This is a genomic window from Paraburkholderia jirisanensis (assembly GCF_054782355.1).
This window is the reverse complement of sequence record NZ_BAAGSQ010000029.1, coordinates 52,468-69,990: the sequence shown is the minus strand read 5'-3', so window position 1 is coordinate 69,990 and position 17,523 is coordinate 52,468. Positions and strand designations below refer to the sequence as shown.

Genomic DNA, 17,523 nt, shown 5'->3' with positions numbered 1-17,523 from the left:
CCGACATTCTCTAGTATGATTGCCGGATGGTCCGCAAACTACACTTCGACCCGACCCGCGTGCGCGAGGAAATTGCCATGGCGGCCGCGCGAATGATCGCGGAAGACGGTCTCGACTACGCGACGGCCAAGCGCAAAGCTGCGCGGCAAGTCGTCGGGGAGCCGCGCGTTTCCGGCGAATGGCTGCCGGATAACGACCAGATCGAAGCAGAAATTCGCGAATACCAGTCGCTGTTCCAGGGCGACACGCAGCCCGTGGTGCTGCGGCGGCTGCGCGAAATCGCGCTCGACTGGATGCAGCGGCTCGCGCCGTTCAACCCGTATCTGACCGGCGCGGTGCTGGGCGGCACAGCAGGCGAACACTCGGACATCCATTTGCAGATGTTTTGCGACGATCCGAAAGAAGTCGCCATTTACCTGCTCAATGGCAACATGCAGTACGACGTTTCTGAAACAAGGCATTTTGCTGGCCGCGGCTACGTCGAGACGCTCAGCTTCATGTGGCGTCCGCCCAGCGAAGGACGCGACGCGGAACCGGTCGGCATTCACGTCGCGCTGTACGGTACCGACGACCTGCGCGGCGCGGTGCGCGCCGATGCGAAGGGCCGGCTCGCGCGTGCCGGCATCCAGACGGTGCAGGCGCTGCTCGACAAGAGCGACGCCGCGCCTTCCACCAATTGAACAGACCTCAGATGAACACGAAGCGTTTTCTGGCAGGCGTAACGGTCGCCCTCGTAGCGGGCATCGGCGGCACGGTGGCGAGCCATTGGTTGCTCGGCACCACCTTGACCGAAGTCGCGCATGCGGCGACGCCGGCCTCGCCGAGCCCGGTCGACCAGCTGTGGTCGGCCACCGTCACCAATGCCGACGGCAAGCCGCAATCGCTGAGTCTGCTGAAGGGCCACCCGATCGTCGTGAATTTCTGGGCGTCGTGGTGCGGCCCGTGTGTCGAGGAAATGCCGTCGCTGAGCGCACTTCACCGCGAGTACGCGAAAAAAGGCATCGAGTTCGTTGGCCTTGGCGTCGACTCGGACAAGAACGTAAAGAATTTCCTGCAAAAGGTCCGGGTGGACTATCCGGTGTACGTGATCGGCTTCGGCGGCGCCGACCTCGCGCGTGCGTTCGGCAACAGCGCCGGTGCTTTGCCCTTCACCGTTGTAATTGATGCAAAAGGCGTCGTACGGTCGACAAAATTGGGGCAGATTCAGCCAAATGAGCTGAAGGCAACCCTCGACGCGCTCTGATCCCGACAATTTATCGACGTTTAATTAAGGTCGGAACGGCGCGATTTATGCACTAATCGACTGAAAATGAGAGAAGTTGCCCTGCGGCGCGTGATCCCGCCTGCACGCCGGAGCAGTCCGTGCGTTCGAGAAACTAGACAAATTTCTCTAATCAGCGCTAAAGTGCGCCGAATTCCACGGAAATGAAGCGACCATGACGCGACTGCTGGTTCTGCACGGCCCCAACCTCAACCTTCTCGGCACCCGGGAACCGGAGGTATATGGTCGTGTTACGCTACCGCAGATCGATCAGGCGCTGGCCGACCGTGCAGCAGAAGCCGGCGCGCAACTCGCATCCTTCCAGAGCAATCACGAAGGCGCGCTCGTCGACCGGATTCAAGCCGCACGCACCGAAAACACCGATTTCATCCTGATCAATCCCGCTGCGTATACGCATACCAGCGTGGCAATCCGGGATGCATTGGCGGGCGTCGGCATTCCGTTCGTCGAGGTTCACCTGTCGAACATACATCGCCGCGAAACGTTCCGGCATCACTCGTATTTGTCCGAGCTGGCTGAAGGCGTGATTTGCGGCCTCGGCTGGAAAGGATATCTGTACGCACTCGAATTCGCGCTCGACCGGCTCGCCCCTGCGGCTGCCGGTTCGCCGCGCAGCTGACTCCAGAACACGAATCGAGCGCCGGCCGCGGTAGCGGCGGCGCACCACGCATTGAAAGGGGTATGCCCATGGATCTACGTAAACTGAAGACTCTGATCGACCTCGTCTCCGAGTCAGGTATTTCGGAACTTGAAGTGACGGAGGGCGAAGGTAAAGTGCGCATCGTCAAGAACGCGCCGCCGGTTTACGTGCAGCAGCAGCCCCAGTACGCGCCGCAAATGGGGATGGGCGGGATGGGCTATCCGACCGGCCCGGCCGCCGAGGCGCCCGCTGCAGGCGCACCGGCCACGCCGGCCGCCGTTGCACCGCAAGGCCATGTCGTCACGTCACCGATGGTCGGCACGTTCTACCGCGCGCCGTCGCCGGGTGCCGATCCGTTCGTGCAGATCGGCGATACGGTCAAGGAAGGCCAGACCATCTGCATCATCGAAGCCATGAAGCTGTTGAACGAGATCGAATCCGACGCGGCCGGCGTGATCAAGGAAATCCTCGTCGACAACGGGCAAGCCGTCGAATACGGCCAGCCGCTCTTCGTGATCGGCTGACGCGGCGCGACACCGCATAGTCCGCGCGCGCCGCCTTCCCTTTAGCGCAGCGCGCCACCGGTCCAGAGGGGCCGCCGCCGGCCACCAACCCGCCGCGGCGCCCCATAGATGAGTCGAATATCCGCCATGTTTGAAAAAATCCTCATTGCCAATCGCGGTGAAATCGCGCTACGAATCCAGCGCGCGTGTCGCGAGCTGGGCGTCAAGACGGTCGTCGTCTATTCGGAAGCCGATAAGGAAGCCAAGTACGTGAAGCTCGCCGACGAGGCGGTCTGCATCGGCCCGGCTCCGTCGCCGCTCAGCTATCTGAATATGCCGGCGCTGATCAGCGCGGCCGAAGTGACCGACGCCGAAGCGATCCACCCCGGCTACGGTTTTCTGTCCGAGAACGCGGACTTCGCCGAGCGCGTCGAGCAGTCCGGCTTCGTGTTCATCGGCCCGCGTCCGGAAACGATCCGGATGATGGGCGACAAGGTGACCGCCAAGCAGACCATGATCAAGACCGGCGTGCCGTGCGTGCCGGGTTCGGAAGGCGCGCTGCCGGACGATCCGAAAGAGATCGTCAAGATCGCGCGCGCGGTCGGCTATCCGGTGATCATCAAGGCGTCGGGCGGTGGCGGCGGGCGCGGCATGCGCGTCGTGCACACCGAAGCGGCGCTCGTCAACGCGGTCAACATGACGCGTGAAGAAGCGGGCCGCGCGTTCGGCAACCCGCAGGTCTATATGGAGAAGTACCTCGAGAACCCGCGCCACATCGAAATCCAGGTGCTCGCGGATTCGTTCAAGAATGCGCTGTGGCTCGGCGAGCGCGACTGCTCGATGCAGCGCCGCCACCAGAAGGTGATCGAGGAAGCGCCGGCGCCGGGCATCGCGCGCCGTCTGATCGACCGTATCGGCGACCGCTGCGCGGACGCGTGCAAGAAGATGGGCTATCTCGGCGCGGGGACCTTCGAGTTCCTGTATGAGAACGGCGAGTTCTACTTCATCGAGATGAACACGCGCGTGCAGGTCGAGCATCCGGTCACCGAGCTGATCACCGGCATCGATATCGTGCAGGAGCAGATCCGCATCGCGGCGGGCGAGAAGCTCGCGTTCCGTCAGCGCGACATCCAGTTCCGCGGCCACGCGATCGAATGCCGGATCAACGCGGAAGATCCGTTCAAGTTCACGCCGTCGCCGGGCCGGCTGACGTCGTGGCATATGCCGGGCGGCCCCGGCATCCGCGTCGATTCGCATGCGTATAACGGCTACTTCGTGCCGCCCAACTACGATTCGATGATCGGCAAGCTGATCGCCTACGGCGCGACCCGCGAGCAGGCGATCAAGCGGATGCGCATCGCGCTGTCCGAGATGGTGGTCGAAGGGATTCAGACCAACATCCCGCTGCACCGCGAACTGATGCTCGATGCGAAGTTCGTCGAAGGCGGCACGAGCATTCACTACCTCGAAAACCGGCTCGCCGCGAAGCAGCAGGTCGCGCCGGAAGAAGCGTAAGCAATGAGCTATCGGGAACTGATCGTCGAGCTGGCGCGCGAGCACGCGGAGGCATTGTCCGACGCGCTGCTGGAACTGGGCGCGCTGTCGGTGTCCGTCGAAGATGCGGATGCCGATACGCCCGACGAGCAGCCGCTGTTCGGCGAGCCCGGGCTCACGCCCGAGCGCACCGCGTGGCAGCATTCGCGCGTGATTGCGCTGCTTGCCACCGAGCACGATCCGGCGCTGCTGCTGACGGCGGCGGCCAACGAGCTTAAGCTCGCGCCGACGCCGTCGTTCACCGTGCGTGACGTCGAAGACCAGGACTGGGTGCGGCTCACGCAGTCGCAGTTCGATCCGATCCCGATCGGCAAGCGCATCTGGGTGGTGCCGTCGTGGCACGCCGCGCCCGATCCCGACGCACTCGTGCTCGAACTCGACCCGGGCCTCGCGTTCGGCACCGGCAGTCATCCGACCACGCGGTTGTGCATGGAATGGCTCGAAGAGGCGGTCGCGCCGGGGCAATCGGTGCTCGACTATGGCTGCGGCTCCGGCATCCTCGCGATTCTCGCGAAGAAGTGCGGCGCGAACCCGGTGGTCGGCATCGACATCGATCCGCAAGCGGTTGAATCAGCGCAGCACAACAGCGCGCGCAATCACGCGGACGTGACATATGGCCTGCCTGCCGACTGTCCGGCCGAGGCCTTCGATATCGTCGTCGCGAATATCCTGTCGAACCCGCTGAAGCTGATGGCGTCGATGCTCGCGTCGAAGGTGAAGCCCGGCGGACGCATCGCGCTGTCGGGCGTACTTGCGCGGCAAGCGGACGAAGTGGCGAGTGCCTACACGCCGTGGATCGACATCGTCGTCTGGCGCGAATACGACGGCTGGGTGTGCCTTGCCGGGACGCGCCGAGAAAGCCATTAGAATAGGGCATATTTTCCACCTACAGCCCTGCGCGGCCCCCTGCACGATATGGTTCTTGCGACGCGCTGTCCCTTTTGCGAAACGGTCTTCCGGCTACAGTCGGCACAGCTTGCGCTGCGTCGCGGGCTGGTGCGCTGCGGCCATTGCCGCGAAGTCTTCGATGCATCGAGCAGCCTGTTTGAACTCGGCGACGGCGGGGATTTCAATTCGGCCAAGCCGATCACGGCGGACTCGGTTGCCAATCTGATCGCGCAGGCGGAGCTTGAGGCGCAAGGTGGGGCGGCTTCGGCGGCGAGCGGTGTGGCTGTGGCCGCGGGCGGCGCGGCTGTGGCGGCAGGCGCCGGCGCGGTGGTAGACGGCGCGGCAACTGCTGCTGACGAAACAGCGACGCCTGCATCGGCAGCACCGGCATCTCAAACACCTGCGCCGCAAACATCTGGATCGGCACCGCCGGCATCTGCACCGCATGCGCCGACGGCAGAAATGCCGGCATCGCCAGAACCGTCCGCGACATCCGCTGCGGGCGACCCCACCACTGATCCGCACGCCGGCACGCCACCGGACTTCCGCGCCGAGTCGTGGAACCCGTGGGCGCCCGCGCCGGACGCATCGGTCGACCGGCGCATCCGTCAAAACGCCGCGACGATTCCCTACAAGCCGGTCACGATTCCCCCCGATGCCCAGCCGAAGCTGAAGCTCGAGTTCACGGAAGGCACGGACCTGCATCTCGAGAACGCCGCGGCGCGACCGATAGAACCGTCGTTTAAGACGCCGCCCGCACCGGACACGGCACCCGACATTCCCGTGCCGCCGCCCGCGCCGGTATGGCGTCGCGCGCAAACGCGGCCGGAGCCGTCGCTCGAACCCGATGACCGCACGATGGTGCCGCCCGCGATACCCGACAACGAACCGCATTTCGGGCCCGCGCCGGGCGCAGCGTCTGCTGCTGCTGCCTCCCCCTTCGCCGCCGAACCGTCGAGCGCCGCGTCGTTTACAGCCGAGCCGTTCGCCACCACGCCGGCGCGCGACGACGATCCGTTCGCCGTGATCCGCGAGAAGCGCGCGCCCGAACCGCGCCGTCTCGGCTTGCGCATCTTCGGCGGTGTGATCGCGTTTTTGCTGGTGCTGCTGCTGATCGCGCAGCTCGCCTGGTGGCAGCGCGAACGGGTGATGGTCTACGCGCCCAGCACGCGCATGGTGTTCGCGCAGGCGTGCGCGCAGCTCGGCTGCACGTTCTCACCGCCGCGCGACATCGACGGCCTGCAGGTCGAGCCGTCGGACTTGCGGCAGGTCGACGGTCCGCACAAGCTCGAGCTGAAAATGCCGCTGCACAACCGCTACAACGTCGCGCTCGCGTATCCGGCCGTCGAGCTGACGCTGCTCGACGAGCACAACAACATCGCGATCCGCCGCGTGCTGTGGCCGCAAGACTATGTGCGACCCGGTACGCCGATCGCCGCGGGTCTCGCGCCGCGCTCGACCGAAACGATGTACGTACGGCTCGACACCGGCCCAGCCACCGCGACCAATTTCCGCGTGCAGATTTTCTATCCGTAACATGCCGGCCGTGGTGCGGCCGGCGCAGTTGCAAGCTGGCACGCATCGCATGCTTTGCACGCACGGCACTTAACGTTTTTCCCTTCGATCCATCACGAATCTTCGGAGCACAAACATGAGTCAAGTCACGCTAGGCGGTAACCCGATCGACGTAGGCGGCACGTTCCCGGCGGTGGGTCAGGGCGCGCCCGCTTTCTCGCTGGTCGGCAAGGATCTGAAGCCCGTCACGCTCGCCGATTTCGCCGGCAAGCGCAAGGTGCTCAACATCGTGCCGAGCCTCGACACGCCGACCTGCGCAACCTCGACGCGCAAGTTCAACGAAGCGGCGGGCAAGCTCGCCAACACCGCGGTGATCGTGGTTTCCGGCGATCTGCCGTTCGCTGCATCGCGCTTTTGCACGACCGAAGGTCTCGCCAACGTGGTCACCGCATCGACGTTCCGCGGCCACGAGTTCGCGCAGGCGTACGGCGTGAACGTAACGAGCGGCCCGTTGACCGGCCTGACGGCGCGCGCAGTGGTGGTGATCGACGAAAGCGATAAGGTCGTGCACGCGCAGCTGGTCGGCGAGATCAAGAACGAGCCGGACTACGATGCGGCGCTTGCAGCGCTGAAGTAAGTCCGGCGTTTTCGCCGGGCGTCGGTACGCCGGCGTCGGTACGCCGCACGTCGACACGCCGGGTGTTGCTTCGCCGGGCGTCGGTACGCCGGGCTTCGCTACATCGGCGGCGGCGCGCCAGGCGTGTTGATATGCCCGGTACGCCGGCAGCGGCAGCTGGATTGCCGCTACGCGGCGCATCATTGCGCCGCGCCATCGCCTCATGCCGCGCATCGCAGCGCCGCGCGCGAGCCGTCAGACGGCCGGCAGCGCGGCGCTGTCACATCCGTAACGCGCTTTTTATCTCTTCTTCGATTTCTTTAGGACGCTCGCTGTGGCTACGCTGATTTGCGGTTCGCTCGCCTACGACAACATCATGACCTTTGAAGGCCGGTTCCGGGAGCACATCCTGCCGGAGCAGGTCCACATCCTGAACGTCAGCTTCCTCGTGCCGACGATGCGCCGCGAATTCGGCGGCTGCGCAGGCAATATCGCGTACGCGCTGCATCTGCTCGGCGGCGATGCGCGCATCATGGCGACGCTCGGCGCGGTCGACGCGCAGTTGTACATCGACCGCCTCGACCGCCTCGGTCTCGCGAAGAGCCACGTGCGCGTGCTGCCGGACACGTACTCCGCGCAGGCGATGATCACCACCGATCTCGAGAACAACCAGATCACCGCGTTCCACCCGGGCGCGATGATGCAGTCGCATCTGAACCGCGCCGATGAAGCGCCGGGCATCAAGTTGGGCATCGTCGCGCCGGACGGCTTCGACGGCATGATCCAGCATTCCGAACAATTCGCCGCGAAGGGCGTGCCGTTCATCTTCGATCCGGGCCAGGGGCTGCCGCTGTTCGACGGCGCGTCGCTGCGGCGCATGATTGAACTTGCCACTTACGTTGCTGTCAACGATTACGAAGCCAAGCTGGTGAGCAACAAGACCGGTTGGTCGATCGAAGAAATCGCCAGCCACGTCGATGCGCTGATCATCACGCGCGGCGAGCACGGCTCGCAGATCCACCATGCGGGCGGCATCGAAGAAATTCCGGCAGTACAGGCACAGCGCGTTCTCGACCCGACCGGTTGCGGCGACGCGTTCCGCGGCGGCCTGCTGTACGGCATCGAAAAAGGTCTCGGCTGGGCAACGTCCGGTCGGCTCGCGAGCCTGATGGGCGCGCTGAAAATCGAACATCAGGGGCCGCAGAACTACGCGCCGTCGCGCGCGGAAATCAACGAGCGTTTCAAGCAGGCATTCGGTTACGAACTGGCCGCCTGAAACGCTCACGCATCATGCGCTCGGGGAGAGCGCGCAGGGAGTGTAAAAAGATGAAAACAATCAATCATCCAGGCCATCGCCTGATCGCCGCCGTGCTGGCCGGCGCCACGCTGCTGGCGATGACCGGCTGTGCGTACAACAGCAGCTCTGCGGATGTCTACACGGCGTCGCAGGCGCAGCGCGAAGAAACCGTGCGTATGGCCACCATCGATAGCGTGCGCGCCGTGAAGATCAGCTCCAACAACGGCCAGCCGACCGGCCTCGGCCTGCTCGGCGGCGGCGCGCTCGGCGCGGTGGCCGGCAGCGCGATCGGCGGCGGCACCGGCTCGATCGTCACCGGCATCGTCGGCGGCCTCGCCGGTGCGGTGGCGGGCAATGCAGTCGAGAATGGCGTGGCGATGCGCGACGGCGTCGAGCTCACCGTGCGCCTCGACAACGGCGACATGCGCGCGATTACGCAAAGCGCGACCGGCGAGATCTTCCGCGCCGGCGACCGGGTGCGCCTGCTGTCGAGCGGAGGCGTCACACGCGTCACTCACTAACCTCCCTTTGACTGGCCCGCGGCGCGCGCAACTGCCGCCGCTGCCAACCTCACGCGCATGCCCTCCCCTGTGCATGCGTTTTTTTTCGCCAGCGGCTTTCGCTTCGCGACGGTCCTTCGCTTACGCGGTGGACGCGCAGCGCTCGCGCCAGCCAGGCTCAGAACCTCCGGACGAAAAAAATCCCGTCGCCAGAACCCGGCGACGGGATTGTTCGAAGATTGAGTAGCGCTACTCAACCGAGTCGACACACGCGTGTCGTGCCGACTCCTACTGCGCGATGCTATTACGGACGCGGACCGGTCGGAAACGGCCATGCAGCAGCCGGGTTCAGCGCAGTCTTCACCGTCGAAGCAGGCGCCGCCGACGCAGCGGTCGCAGCCGGAGCAGGGGCGGCCTTCTTCGCGACAGCCTTCTTCGCGGGGGCAGCCTTCTTCGCAGGGGCAGCGGCCTTTTTCGCGGCAGCCTTTTTCGCAGGGGCAGCTTTCTTGGCTGCAGCCTTTTTCGCAGGCGCCTTCTTCGCGGCCGTCTTCGCTACTTTCTTGGCAGCGGCTTTCTTCGCCGGCGCTTTCTTGGCAGCGACCTTCTTCGCGGCAACCTTCTTCGCTACGACCTTCTTCGCCGGTGCGGCCTTCTTCGCAGCAACCTTCTTCACCGCGACTTTCTTCGCAGCAACCTTCTTCACTGCAACCTTCTTCGCAGCGACTTTCTTCGCAGCAACCTTCTTCACTGCGACTTTCTTCGCTGCAACCTTCTTCACTGCAACTTTCTTCGCAGCTGCCTTCTTAGCCGGCGCTGCCTTCTTTGCAGCAACCTTCTTCACTGCTGCCTTCTTTGCAGCAGGCTTCTTCTTGGCCATTGCCATGATTTGCTCCTTCAGGTTTCAAGATGAGAGTTAATTCAAACAACACCCTTCGTCATCAAAACCCGTTTCCCGCGGACGCTTTTCAGGGCGCGCGCTACGAAGCGGGCTATTCATCGGCGTACGCCTAACACACGCGCTTACGCTAATGAATACGGTAAGGCGCGCGGTGCCCCGTGGCACCGCGCGCCAAGTCCAGTCAGCGTCGGTTCCCGACGCCGGCAAGCGTTTGATCGGGCCGTCGGCGCGCGGTAGTCCACGCCAGCCAACGGCCTTTCGTAAGGGGAAGTTTGCCCATCCCACTGAAGGGTTCGCAAAGTGCCTCTGATCTCGAGGGGTTCCTATCGGCAAGGCAACCCCGGTACCGGCACGCTCTGCATCAGGCAGTCATACTCCTAACCATATATGCCGCGGCCCTTGCCGGCGGCATCCCCATCAATCTCATACGCAGCACGCGCCGGGCCTACTCCCACGTCAGCGCGCCGCCAGTCTGATATTCGATCACCCGCGTCTCGAAGAAGTTGCGTTCCTTCTTCAGATCGATCATCTCGCTCATCCACGGGAACGGGTTTTCCTCGTTCGGGAACAGCGCATCGAGGCCGATCTGCTGGCAACGACGGTTGCAGATGAAGCGCAGGTAGCTCTTGAACATCGACGCGTTCAGACCGAGCACGCCACGCGGCATCGTGTCTTCGGCGTAGCGATACTCGAGCTCGACTGCCTGCTTGAAGATCTCGCGGATTTCGGCGCGGAACTCAGCCGTCCACAGGTGCGGGTTTTCGAGCTTGATCTGGTTGATCAGGTCGATGCCGAAATTGCAGTGCATCGACTCGTCGCGCAGGATGTACTGGTACTGCTCCGCCGCGCCGGTCATCTTGTTCTGACGGCCGAGCGCCAGAATCTGCGTGAAGCCGACGTAGAAGAACAGGCCTTCCATCACACAGGCGAACACGATCAGCGACTTGAGCAGCTTCTGGTCTGCTTCGAGCGTGCCGGTCTTGAAGGCCGGGTCGGTCAGCGTATGGATGAACGGAATCAGGAATTCGTCTTTGGCTCGGATCGACGAGACTTCGTGGTACGCGTTGAAGATCTCGCCCTCGTCGAGCCCGAGCGACTCGACGATGTATTGGTAAGCATGCGTGTGGATCGCTTCTTCGAACGCCTGGCGCAGCAGGAACTGGCGGCATTCGGGCGCCGTGATGTGGCGGTAGGTGCCCAGCACGATGTTGTTGGCGGCCAGCGAGTCGGCCGTCACGAAGAAGCCGAGGTTGCGCTTGACCACACGACGCTCGTCCTCGGTCAGCCCGTTCGGGTCTTTCCACAGGGCGATGTCGCGCGACATGTTGATCTCTTGCGGCATCCAGTGGTTCGCGCAGCCAGCCAGATACTTCTCCCACGCCCACTTGTACTTGAACGGCACCAGCTGGTTGACGTCGGTCTGGCCGTTGATGATGCGCTTGTCGGCGACATTCACGCGCGCTTCGGAAACAGCGGCAGTGACCTGGCCGGGTTGCGATGCGACAGCGCCGGCAGCGGTAGGCGCGGTGTTCTGATTAGCAAGACGGGTGACAGCGGGAGCGACGGCAACGTCGCCCGCGAAGATGTCTTGTGCGGAGGGAGCTTGATGAGCGGAACGCGTTTCGACTTGCGAACCGACAACCGTTGCTGCGGCGTTGCGCAACACGTTTTGTTGCGTAGCGCTCGACGGAGTTACGGCAGTGATCTCGTCATCCCAGTTGAGCATATATGTCACCATCAATTTAGATCGGTTTGTACCATCTTTTCACGAGCGTTAAAAGGGCTCGCTCATGAAAATTCGTGTTTTCGATTCTCGTTGCGACCTTCATACAACACTTTGTTCAACAGACTGTGAAGGTCTCTGTGTGCAACGTGATCAGAAGAGGTGTCGACGACGTGCTGTTGTTGATCGTCGAGCGTCGCTTCGATGATGCTGCGAGGTCTCGTTTGCAGGCGCTTCGAAGTGACGTCGAGATCGCGTGATGCAGTCGCGTGAAGCTTTATCTACTACGTTGCCGTGCTGTGTTCTTGCTGCGCGTTTTCGCGTTGCGCTGCCATGTGCGGCAGACCACAAAAGCTCTGCGATGCTGACGGGGAACAGCGCTTGCGGCCTGTTGCCTTGCTGCTTGCAGTTCGCTTCGTCACTTGCCGCCTGGCGGCGCGTGGTGTGGCTACTGCATTGCTTCGAATTCAATACATCGAGTTGCGCGCGACGCCGGCGGAAGCAGCGGAGCGACTGCCGCCGGCGCGTTACTGCGTGTTACTGGCAAGCCTCGCACTCGTCGAAGCCCGGATCGCCCGGACGCATCATGCACACCGGACCATCCGCTTCCGGCGCTGCCTCAACCGCAACGGCAGCCGCAGCCGATGCCTGCAGACCGCCGCCCGACGCAATGCCGCCGCCGTTCGCGCCGAAGCCCGTTACGCCACCTGCACCACCCGCGCCGCCGGCACCGCTGCCGCCGTCGTTGCTCGGCACCGAGTTCAGCGCGCCGTGCGCCACCGTCGACTTCTCGACGTGCGTCGCCGCCATCGTGCGCAGGTAGTAGGTGGTCTTCAGGCCGCGCAGCCACGCAAGCTTGTAGACCTCGTCGAGTTTCTTGCCCGACGCGCCGCCCATGTAGATGTTCAGCGACTGCGCCTGGTCGATCCACTTCTGACGGCGCGAGGCGGCCTCGACCAGCCACTTCGGATCGACTTCGAACGCGGTCGCGTAGATCGCGCGCAGGTCGCCCGGGATCCGGTCGATGCGCGACGGCGAGCCGTCGAAGTACTTCAGGTCGGCGATCATCACCTCGTCCCACAGGCCGCGCGCCTTCAGGTCGCGCACCAGGTAGTCGTTGACCACCGTGAATTCGCCCGACAGGTTCGACTTCACATACAGGTTCTGGAAGGTCGGCTCGATACACGCCGACACGCCGATGATGTTCGAGATCGTTGCGGTCGGCGCGATCGCGATGCAGTTCGAGTTGCGCATGCCGTACGTTGCAATGCGGGAACGCAGCGAGGTCCAGTCCATCGATTCGCTGGTGTCCACCTCGACGTAGCCGCCGCGCGCCTCTTCCAGCAACTTCAGCGTGTCCTGCGGCAGGATGCCGCGGTCCCACAGCGAGCCGCGGTAGCTCGAGTAGCGGCCGCGCTCTTCGGCGAGTTCGGTCGATGCGTAGTACGCGTAGTAGCAGACCGCTTCCATCGAACGGTCGGCGAACTCGACCGCATCCATCGACGCGTACGGCGTGCGCAGCAGGTGCAGGCAGTCCTGGAAGCCCATGATGCCCATACCGACCGGGCGGTGCTTCAGATTCGAGTTACGCGCCTTGGCAACCGCGTAGTAGTTGATGTCGATCACGTTGTCGAGCATGCGCATCGCGACGCTGATCGTGCGCTTCAGCTTGTCGTGGTCGAGCGCCAGCGTGCCGTCGGCCTGCTCTTTCAGGTGCGCGACGAGGTTCACCGAGCCGAGGTTGCAGACGGCGATTTCGGTGTCGCTGGTATTGAGAGTAATTTCGGTACAGAGGTTCGACGAGTGCACCACGCCGACGTGTTGCTGCGGGTTGCGGATGTTGCACGGATCCTTGAAGGTGATCCACGGATGGCCGGTTTCGAACAGCATGCCGAGCATCTTGCGCCACAGCTGGGCAGCCGGCAGCTTCTTGAACAGCTTCAGCTCGCCGCGCGCGACCTTGTCTTCGTAAGCGGTGTAAGCCTTTTCGAACTCGGCGCCGAACTTGTCGTGCAGGTCCGGGCAGGTGGACGGCGAGAACAGCGTCCAGTCGCCGCCTTCGTGAACACGCTTCATGAACAGATCAGGAATCCAGTTCGCGGTGTTCATGTCGTGCGTGCGGCGGCGGTCGTCGCCGGTGTTCTTGCGCAGCTCGAGGAATTCTTCGATGTCGAGGTGCCACGACTCGAGGTACGCGCACACCGCGCCCTTGCGCTTGCCGCCCTGATTGACTGCGACGGCCGTGTCGTTGACCACCTTCAGGAACGGCACCACGCCTTGCGACTTGCCGTTGGTGCCCTTGATGTGCGAGCCGAGTGCGCGCACGCGGGTCCAGTCGTTGCCGAGGCCGCCGGCGAACTTCGACAGCAGCGCGTTTTCCTTCAGCGCTTCGTAGATGCCGTCGAGGTCGTCGTCGACTGTGGTCAGGTAGCACGACGACAGCTGCGAGCGGCGCGTGCCGGAGTTGAACAGCGTCGGCGTCGAGCTCATGAAGTCGAAGCTCGACAGCACGTTGTAGAACTCGATGGCGCGCGCTTCGCGGTCGATCTCATTCAGCGCGAGACCCATCGCGACACGCATAAAGAATGCCTGCGGCATTTCGATGCGCGTGCCTTCGACGTGCAGGAAGTAGCGGTCGTACAACGTTTGCAGGCCGAGGTAGCCAAACTGCAGGTCGCGGTTCGCGTCGAGCGCGGCACCCAGACGCTTCATGTCGTACTGCAGCAGCTTGTCGTCGAGCAGTTCGGCCTGCACGCCGCGCTTGATGAACAGCGGGAAGTATTCGGCGTAACGCTCGGCCATCTGCTCCTGCGTTACTTCGTCTTCGAGGATCTCGCGGCGGATCGTGTGCAGCAGGATGCGCGCGGTGGCCTGGCTGTACGCCGGGTCTTTCTCGATCATCGTGCGGGCGGCGAGGATGGCCGAGTCGTACACCTGGCTCATCGGCACGCCGTCGTACAGATTCTTTACCGTCTCCGCGACGATCGGTTCCGCGCTAACCGCATCGCCGAGGTTCACGCAGGCCGATTCGATCAGCGAGCGCAGCGCCTGCAGGTCGAGCGGACGCGTGACGCCATTGTCCGTTACGTTCAGGCCGGACTCGGCGGCCTGCTCGACGGCATGGCCGCGCTCCTGGGTGCGCTTCTCGCGATACAGCACGTAGGCGCGCGCGACATTGTGCTCGCCGCCGCGCATCAGCGCGAGTTCGACCTGATCCTGAATGTCTTCGATGTGGAACGTGCCGCCGTTCGGCCGGCTGCGCAGCAACGCGCGCACGACCGACTGCGTCAGTTGCTCCACCAGTTCGCGCACGCGCGCCGACGCTGCGCCTTGACCGCCATTGACGGCCAGAAAAGCCTTCGTCACCGCGATGGCGATTTTCGAAGGCTCGAACGACACGACGCTGCCGTTACGACGGATCACCTTGTGGTCGGCATAAGCTGCCGACGCGAGCGCCTGTGCGCTCTCTGTCTGGCCGTTCAGCGGAAGGCCAGTGGGTGCGCCCTCGTACCGGGTCGTCACGTTGTCGGTCGTTTGCATGTGCAAAAGCTCCTGGTCTGGGAATGGTGCGGGGGTGAGCCGCGGTTAAAACAATCGCTGCGCCGGCGCGGACGCGAGCGAAGTACGAATCGATGGGAAACTGCTTTGGGGATTGCCGTGCGGGCGGCTACGGGACCAGCGGGACGCGATGAGAGACTCGGACTCACCACCCTTGCGCGAACGCGAAGCGGTGTGGACGAGCCTCTTCATCATGCGTGTTGCGATCACTGGCTGGTCCCTGTTTTTTGAAGTCTGCCTGGCGCGCCCGACCCACAAGAGACGCGCCGCTTCTGCGTTTTTTCAATGCCGGTAATACGTTCGGCACCCTGCTCGTGAAGCTGGGTACCTTGCCCCGAACAACACAACATGTTGTGGAAAACTGCTTTAACGGCACCAAGTATAGTGGACTTTAGGCTCTTATCAAATTGAATTATTTGGCCTGCCCGGGTTGACTTTTCGCCTGGTCGCTTGCGCGCTGGCATTGCGCCAAGAAGCAAGCCGGCTGGTGCTTTGCGCGATCGGCAAGCAGCCGCGTGGTTGCTGCGTCGAGCGTTGCGGCAAGCTACAGATAGGGGAAATACTGAGCTGGAAATGAAGTTTCGCGCTGCAGGCGAGCCCAGTCGAAATGCGGACCCGGATCGGTCTTGCGGCCAGGTGCGAGATCGGAGTGACCGGCGAGTGCGTCGATCGGATAGCGAGCAGCGAGCGCCTGTGCGAGTGCGCTCAACGTGTCGTATTGCGCGGCTTCGAATGCGCTCGAGTCGCTGCCTTCCAGTTCGATACCGATCGAGAAGTCGTTGCAGCGCTCGCGGCCGAAGAAGTTCGACGCGCCCGCATGCCATGCGCGCTCGTCGCACGATACGAACTGCTCGAGCGTGCCGTCGCGGCGAATCACGAAGTGCGCGGACACGCGCACGCCGCGCAGATGCGCGTCGTAGTACGGGTGCGCATCGCAGTCGAGACGGTTCAGGAACAGCTCGGCAATTGCCGCGCCGCCGAATTCACCCGGCGGCAGGCTGATGTTGTGCACGACCAGCAAGGTCGGCACCGCGCCCGCCGGGCGCGCTTCGAAGTTCGGCGACGGCAGTTTGCGCGCGGCTGAGACCCAGCCGTGAGCGCCGACCGTGAAGCGGTGCTGCTTCATCGACCGTCGCGACCTCGGGCCTGCGCGACGCGCGCCGCGTAGCGCTGCGCGTGGTCGCTACAACAGAACACTTCGCCGCCCGACGACACCGAATCGCTTTGCGGCGCATGCACGCCGCACTCGGCGCAGCGGATCATCGGTTCGGCGAGCAGGCGCGGCGCCGCGCCACGCGCGCCGCCAGGCGCGCCGTTGGGTGCACTGCCGGGTGCGCGTCCGGCGCCCGGCGCACCGGACGTTTGACGCGCATTGCCGGCCGCATCCGGACGCTGCGCGGTGCGCGCATCCGCGCGACGCAGCGCCTTGACGAGCCATTGGCCGACCACGAATAACAGAACCAGTAAAAGAATTTGCCGCATGGGGACACTCAGACGACGGGACGGTGCAACAGCACCTGGAAGACGAAACGGCTGCCGATATAGGCCAGCAATAATGCGACGAACGCCGCGAGCACCCAGCGCAGCGCTGCACGGCCGCGCCAGCCGGACACCTTGCGCGCCGTGAGCAGCGCGCCGAACATCAGCCACGACAGGATCGCGAACACGGTCTTGTGATCGAGCTTCAGCGCGCGGTCCATCAGTTGCTCGTTGAACAGCATGCCGGAAATCAGCGTCAGTGTGAGCAGCACAAAGCCCGCACTGATCAGCCGGAACAGCAGCTTCTCGAGCGTCAGCAACGGCGGTAGCGCGTCGAGCCAGCTCGACAGCCAGCCGTCGCTGGCTGCATTGTGCCGCTGCAACGCGCCGCCGCGGCCGCGCATCGCGTGCAGGCGGCGCTCGACCAGCAGCATCAGCACCGCGTGCAACGCAGCGATCGCGAACAGCCCGTACGCGACGTTCGCGATCAGGAAGTGCAGCTTGAACAGCGGCGCGGCCGCGTAAGACAACACATGCACGCCGCCGAACGCGAGCGGCAGCAGCGACGCGACGCACGCGAGCGGCAGCAGCAGCAGACGCAAACCATCGAGCGGGAAGAAGAAGCTCTCGATCCAGTAGATGCCGGCGCCAAGCCAGAACATCGCGGACAGCGCGAACGCAAAGCCGAACACCATCGCGTCGTGCGGGAAGATCGTGGTGTGCAGCAGCAAGCCGTGCAGCAGCAGCGCGAGCAGCAGCAGCAGCCGCGCCGGCAGCGACATGCCGGGCGCCGCGCTGCGCGCGTCCGCGCGCAGCGGCACGGCGTCGAGCGTTGCCTGCAGATTGCCGCTCATGCCGCCGCTGATGCGCCCACCCGCGGCTACGGGCGGCATGCTCCCGGGGGCCGGCCGCAACGCCGACTGCCGATGCGAGCGCCAGCCCGCGACGGCGAGTCCGCCGTACAGGAGAGCAGTCAAGGCATACAGTACAATGTCCATGTTCGAAGTTTACACTAGGCCCCTCGGCCGCGACGCCAGCTTATGCGCGTTGCGCGCATTCCAAGCGAGCTG

At 64.0% G+C, this 17,523-nt stretch carries 17 protein-coding genes; 10 read left to right on the top strand and 7 right to left on the bottom strand.

Annotated features, from left to right (window positions below; all coding sequences use genetic code 11):
* Positions 1–26 precede the first annotated feature (26 nt).
* From ACYVNQ_RS26050 to ACYVNQ_RS26005, 10 genes are all read left to right on the top strand, one after another.
* Positions 27–680, top strand: coding sequence for a UDP-N-acetylmuramate--alanine ligase (locus ACYVNQ_RS26050; RefSeq protein WP_460906244.1), 654 nt, complete (start codon positions 27–29; stop codon positions 678–680).
* An 11-nt stretch (positions 681–691) separates the two neighbouring features.
* The gene (locus ACYVNQ_RS26045; RefSeq protein ID WP_460906242.1) at positions 692–1,243 is read left to right on the top strand and encodes a TlpA family protein disulfide reductase; all 552 of its coding nucleotides are present in this window, start codon (positions 692–694) and stop codon (positions 1,241–1,243) included.
* A 193-nt stretch (positions 1,244–1,436) separates the two neighbouring features.
* Positions 1,437–1,901 carry a type II 3-dehydroquinate dehydratase gene (gene aroQ, locus ACYVNQ_RS26040; RefSeq protein ID WP_460906240.1) on the top strand — a complete coding sequence of 155 codons (465 nt, stop codon included), beginning with the start codon at positions 1,437–1,439 and terminating at the stop codon, positions 1,899–1,901.
* 68 nt (positions 1,902–1,969) lie between these two features.
* Entirely contained in the window at positions 1,970–2,446 is a 477-nt protein-coding gene (accB, locus tag ACYVNQ_RS26035) for an acetyl-CoA carboxylase biotin carboxyl carrier protein (RefSeq protein ID WP_460906238.1), read from the top strand.
* Between the two features lie 126 nt (positions 2,447–2,572).
* Positions 2,573–3,940: an acetyl-CoA carboxylase biotin carboxylase subunit gene (accC, locus tag ACYVNQ_RS26030; RefSeq protein ID WP_460906236.1), complete on the top strand. Its 1,368-nt coding sequence runs from the start codon at positions 2,573–2,575 to the stop codon at positions 3,938–3,940.
* Positions 3,941–3,943: 3 nt separating this feature from the next.
* Positions 3,944–4,846, top strand: a complete 903-nt coding sequence (gene prmA, locus ACYVNQ_RS26025) for a 50S ribosomal protein L11 methyltransferase (RefSeq protein WP_460906234.1) — start codon at positions 3,944–3,946, stop codon at positions 4,844–4,846.
* Between the two features lie 48 nt (positions 4,847–4,894).
* Entirely contained in the window at positions 4,895–6,403 is a 1,509-nt protein-coding gene (locus ACYVNQ_RS26020; protein WP_460906232.1) for a zinc-ribbon and DUF3426 domain-containing protein, read from the top strand.
* Positions 6,404–6,518: 115 nt separating this feature from the next.
* A complete protein-coding gene (gene tpx, locus ACYVNQ_RS26015; protein ID WP_460906230.1) occupies positions 6,519–7,019 on the top strand; it encodes a thiol peroxidase in 501 nt (166 codons plus the stop codon).
* Between the two features lie 313 nt (positions 7,020–7,332).
* Positions 7,333–8,274, top strand: coding sequence for a carbohydrate kinase family protein (locus ACYVNQ_RS26010; RefSeq protein ID WP_460906228.1), 942 nt, complete (start codon positions 7,333–7,335; stop codon positions 8,272–8,274).
* Positions 8,275–8,324: 50 nt separating this feature from the next.
* Positions 8,325–8,816: an outer membrane lipoprotein gene (locus ACYVNQ_RS26005; RefSeq protein ID WP_460906226.1), complete on the top strand. Its 492-nt coding sequence runs from the start codon at positions 8,325–8,327 to the stop codon at positions 8,814–8,816.
* Positions 8,817–9,099: 283 nt separating this feature from the next.
* Here the strand turns inward: ACYVNQ_RS26005 and ACYVNQ_RS26000 are convergent, their stop codons facing one another.
* The 7 genes from ACYVNQ_RS26000 to ACYVNQ_RS25970 all read right to left on the bottom strand — a co-directional run bounded on the left by ACYVNQ_RS26000 (position 9,100) and on the right by ACYVNQ_RS25970 (position 17,451).
* Positions 9,100–9,678 carry a histone H1-like DNA-binding protein gene (locus ACYVNQ_RS26000; protein WP_460906224.1) on the bottom strand — a complete coding sequence of 193 codons (579 nt, stop codon included), beginning with the start codon at positions 9,676–9,678 and terminating at the stop codon, positions 9,100–9,102.
* A gap of 30 nt (positions 9,679–9,708) precedes the next feature.
* Complete coding sequence (locus ACYVNQ_RS25995; protein ID WP_460906222.1) at positions 9,709–10,026, bottom strand: hypothetical protein; 318 nt, start codon at positions 10,024–10,026, stop codon at positions 9,709–9,711.
* 112 nt (positions 10,027–10,138) lie between these two features.
* Positions 10,139–11,419: a ribonucleotide-diphosphate reductase subunit beta gene (locus tag ACYVNQ_RS25990; RefSeq protein ID WP_460906220.1), complete on the bottom strand. Its 1,281-nt coding sequence runs from the start codon at positions 11,417–11,419 to the stop codon at positions 10,139–10,141.
* A gap of 534 nt (positions 11,420–11,953) precedes the next feature.
* Positions 11,954–14,956 (bottom strand): ribonucleoside-diphosphate reductase subunit alpha, encoded by a 3,003-nt coding sequence (locus ACYVNQ_RS25985; RefSeq protein WP_460906217.1) that lies wholly within the window; start codon positions 14,954–14,956, stop codon positions 11,954–11,956.
* A gap of 562 nt (positions 14,957–15,518) precedes the next feature.
* Positions 15,519–16,100, bottom strand: a complete 582-nt coding sequence (gene ampD / locus ACYVNQ_RS25980; protein ID WP_460906215.1) for a 1,6-anhydro-N-acetylmuramyl-L-alanine amidase AmpD — start codon at positions 16,098–16,100, stop codon at positions 15,519–15,521.
* On the bottom strand, positions 16,097–16,456 hold the full coding sequence (locus ACYVNQ_RS25975; protein WP_460906213.1) for a PP0621 family protein: 360 nt from the start codon (positions 16,454–16,456) through the stop codon (positions 16,097–16,099). The genes ampD and ACYVNQ_RS25975 overlap by 4 nt, the downstream gene beginning before the upstream one ends.
* Before the next feature lie 8 nt (positions 16,457–16,464).
* Complete coding sequence (locus ACYVNQ_RS25970) at positions 16,465–17,451, bottom strand: cytochrome C assembly family protein (RefSeq protein ID WP_460906211.1); 987 nt, start codon at positions 17,449–17,451, stop codon at positions 16,465–16,467.
* Between the last annotated feature and the right edge of the window lie 72 nt (positions 17,452–17,523).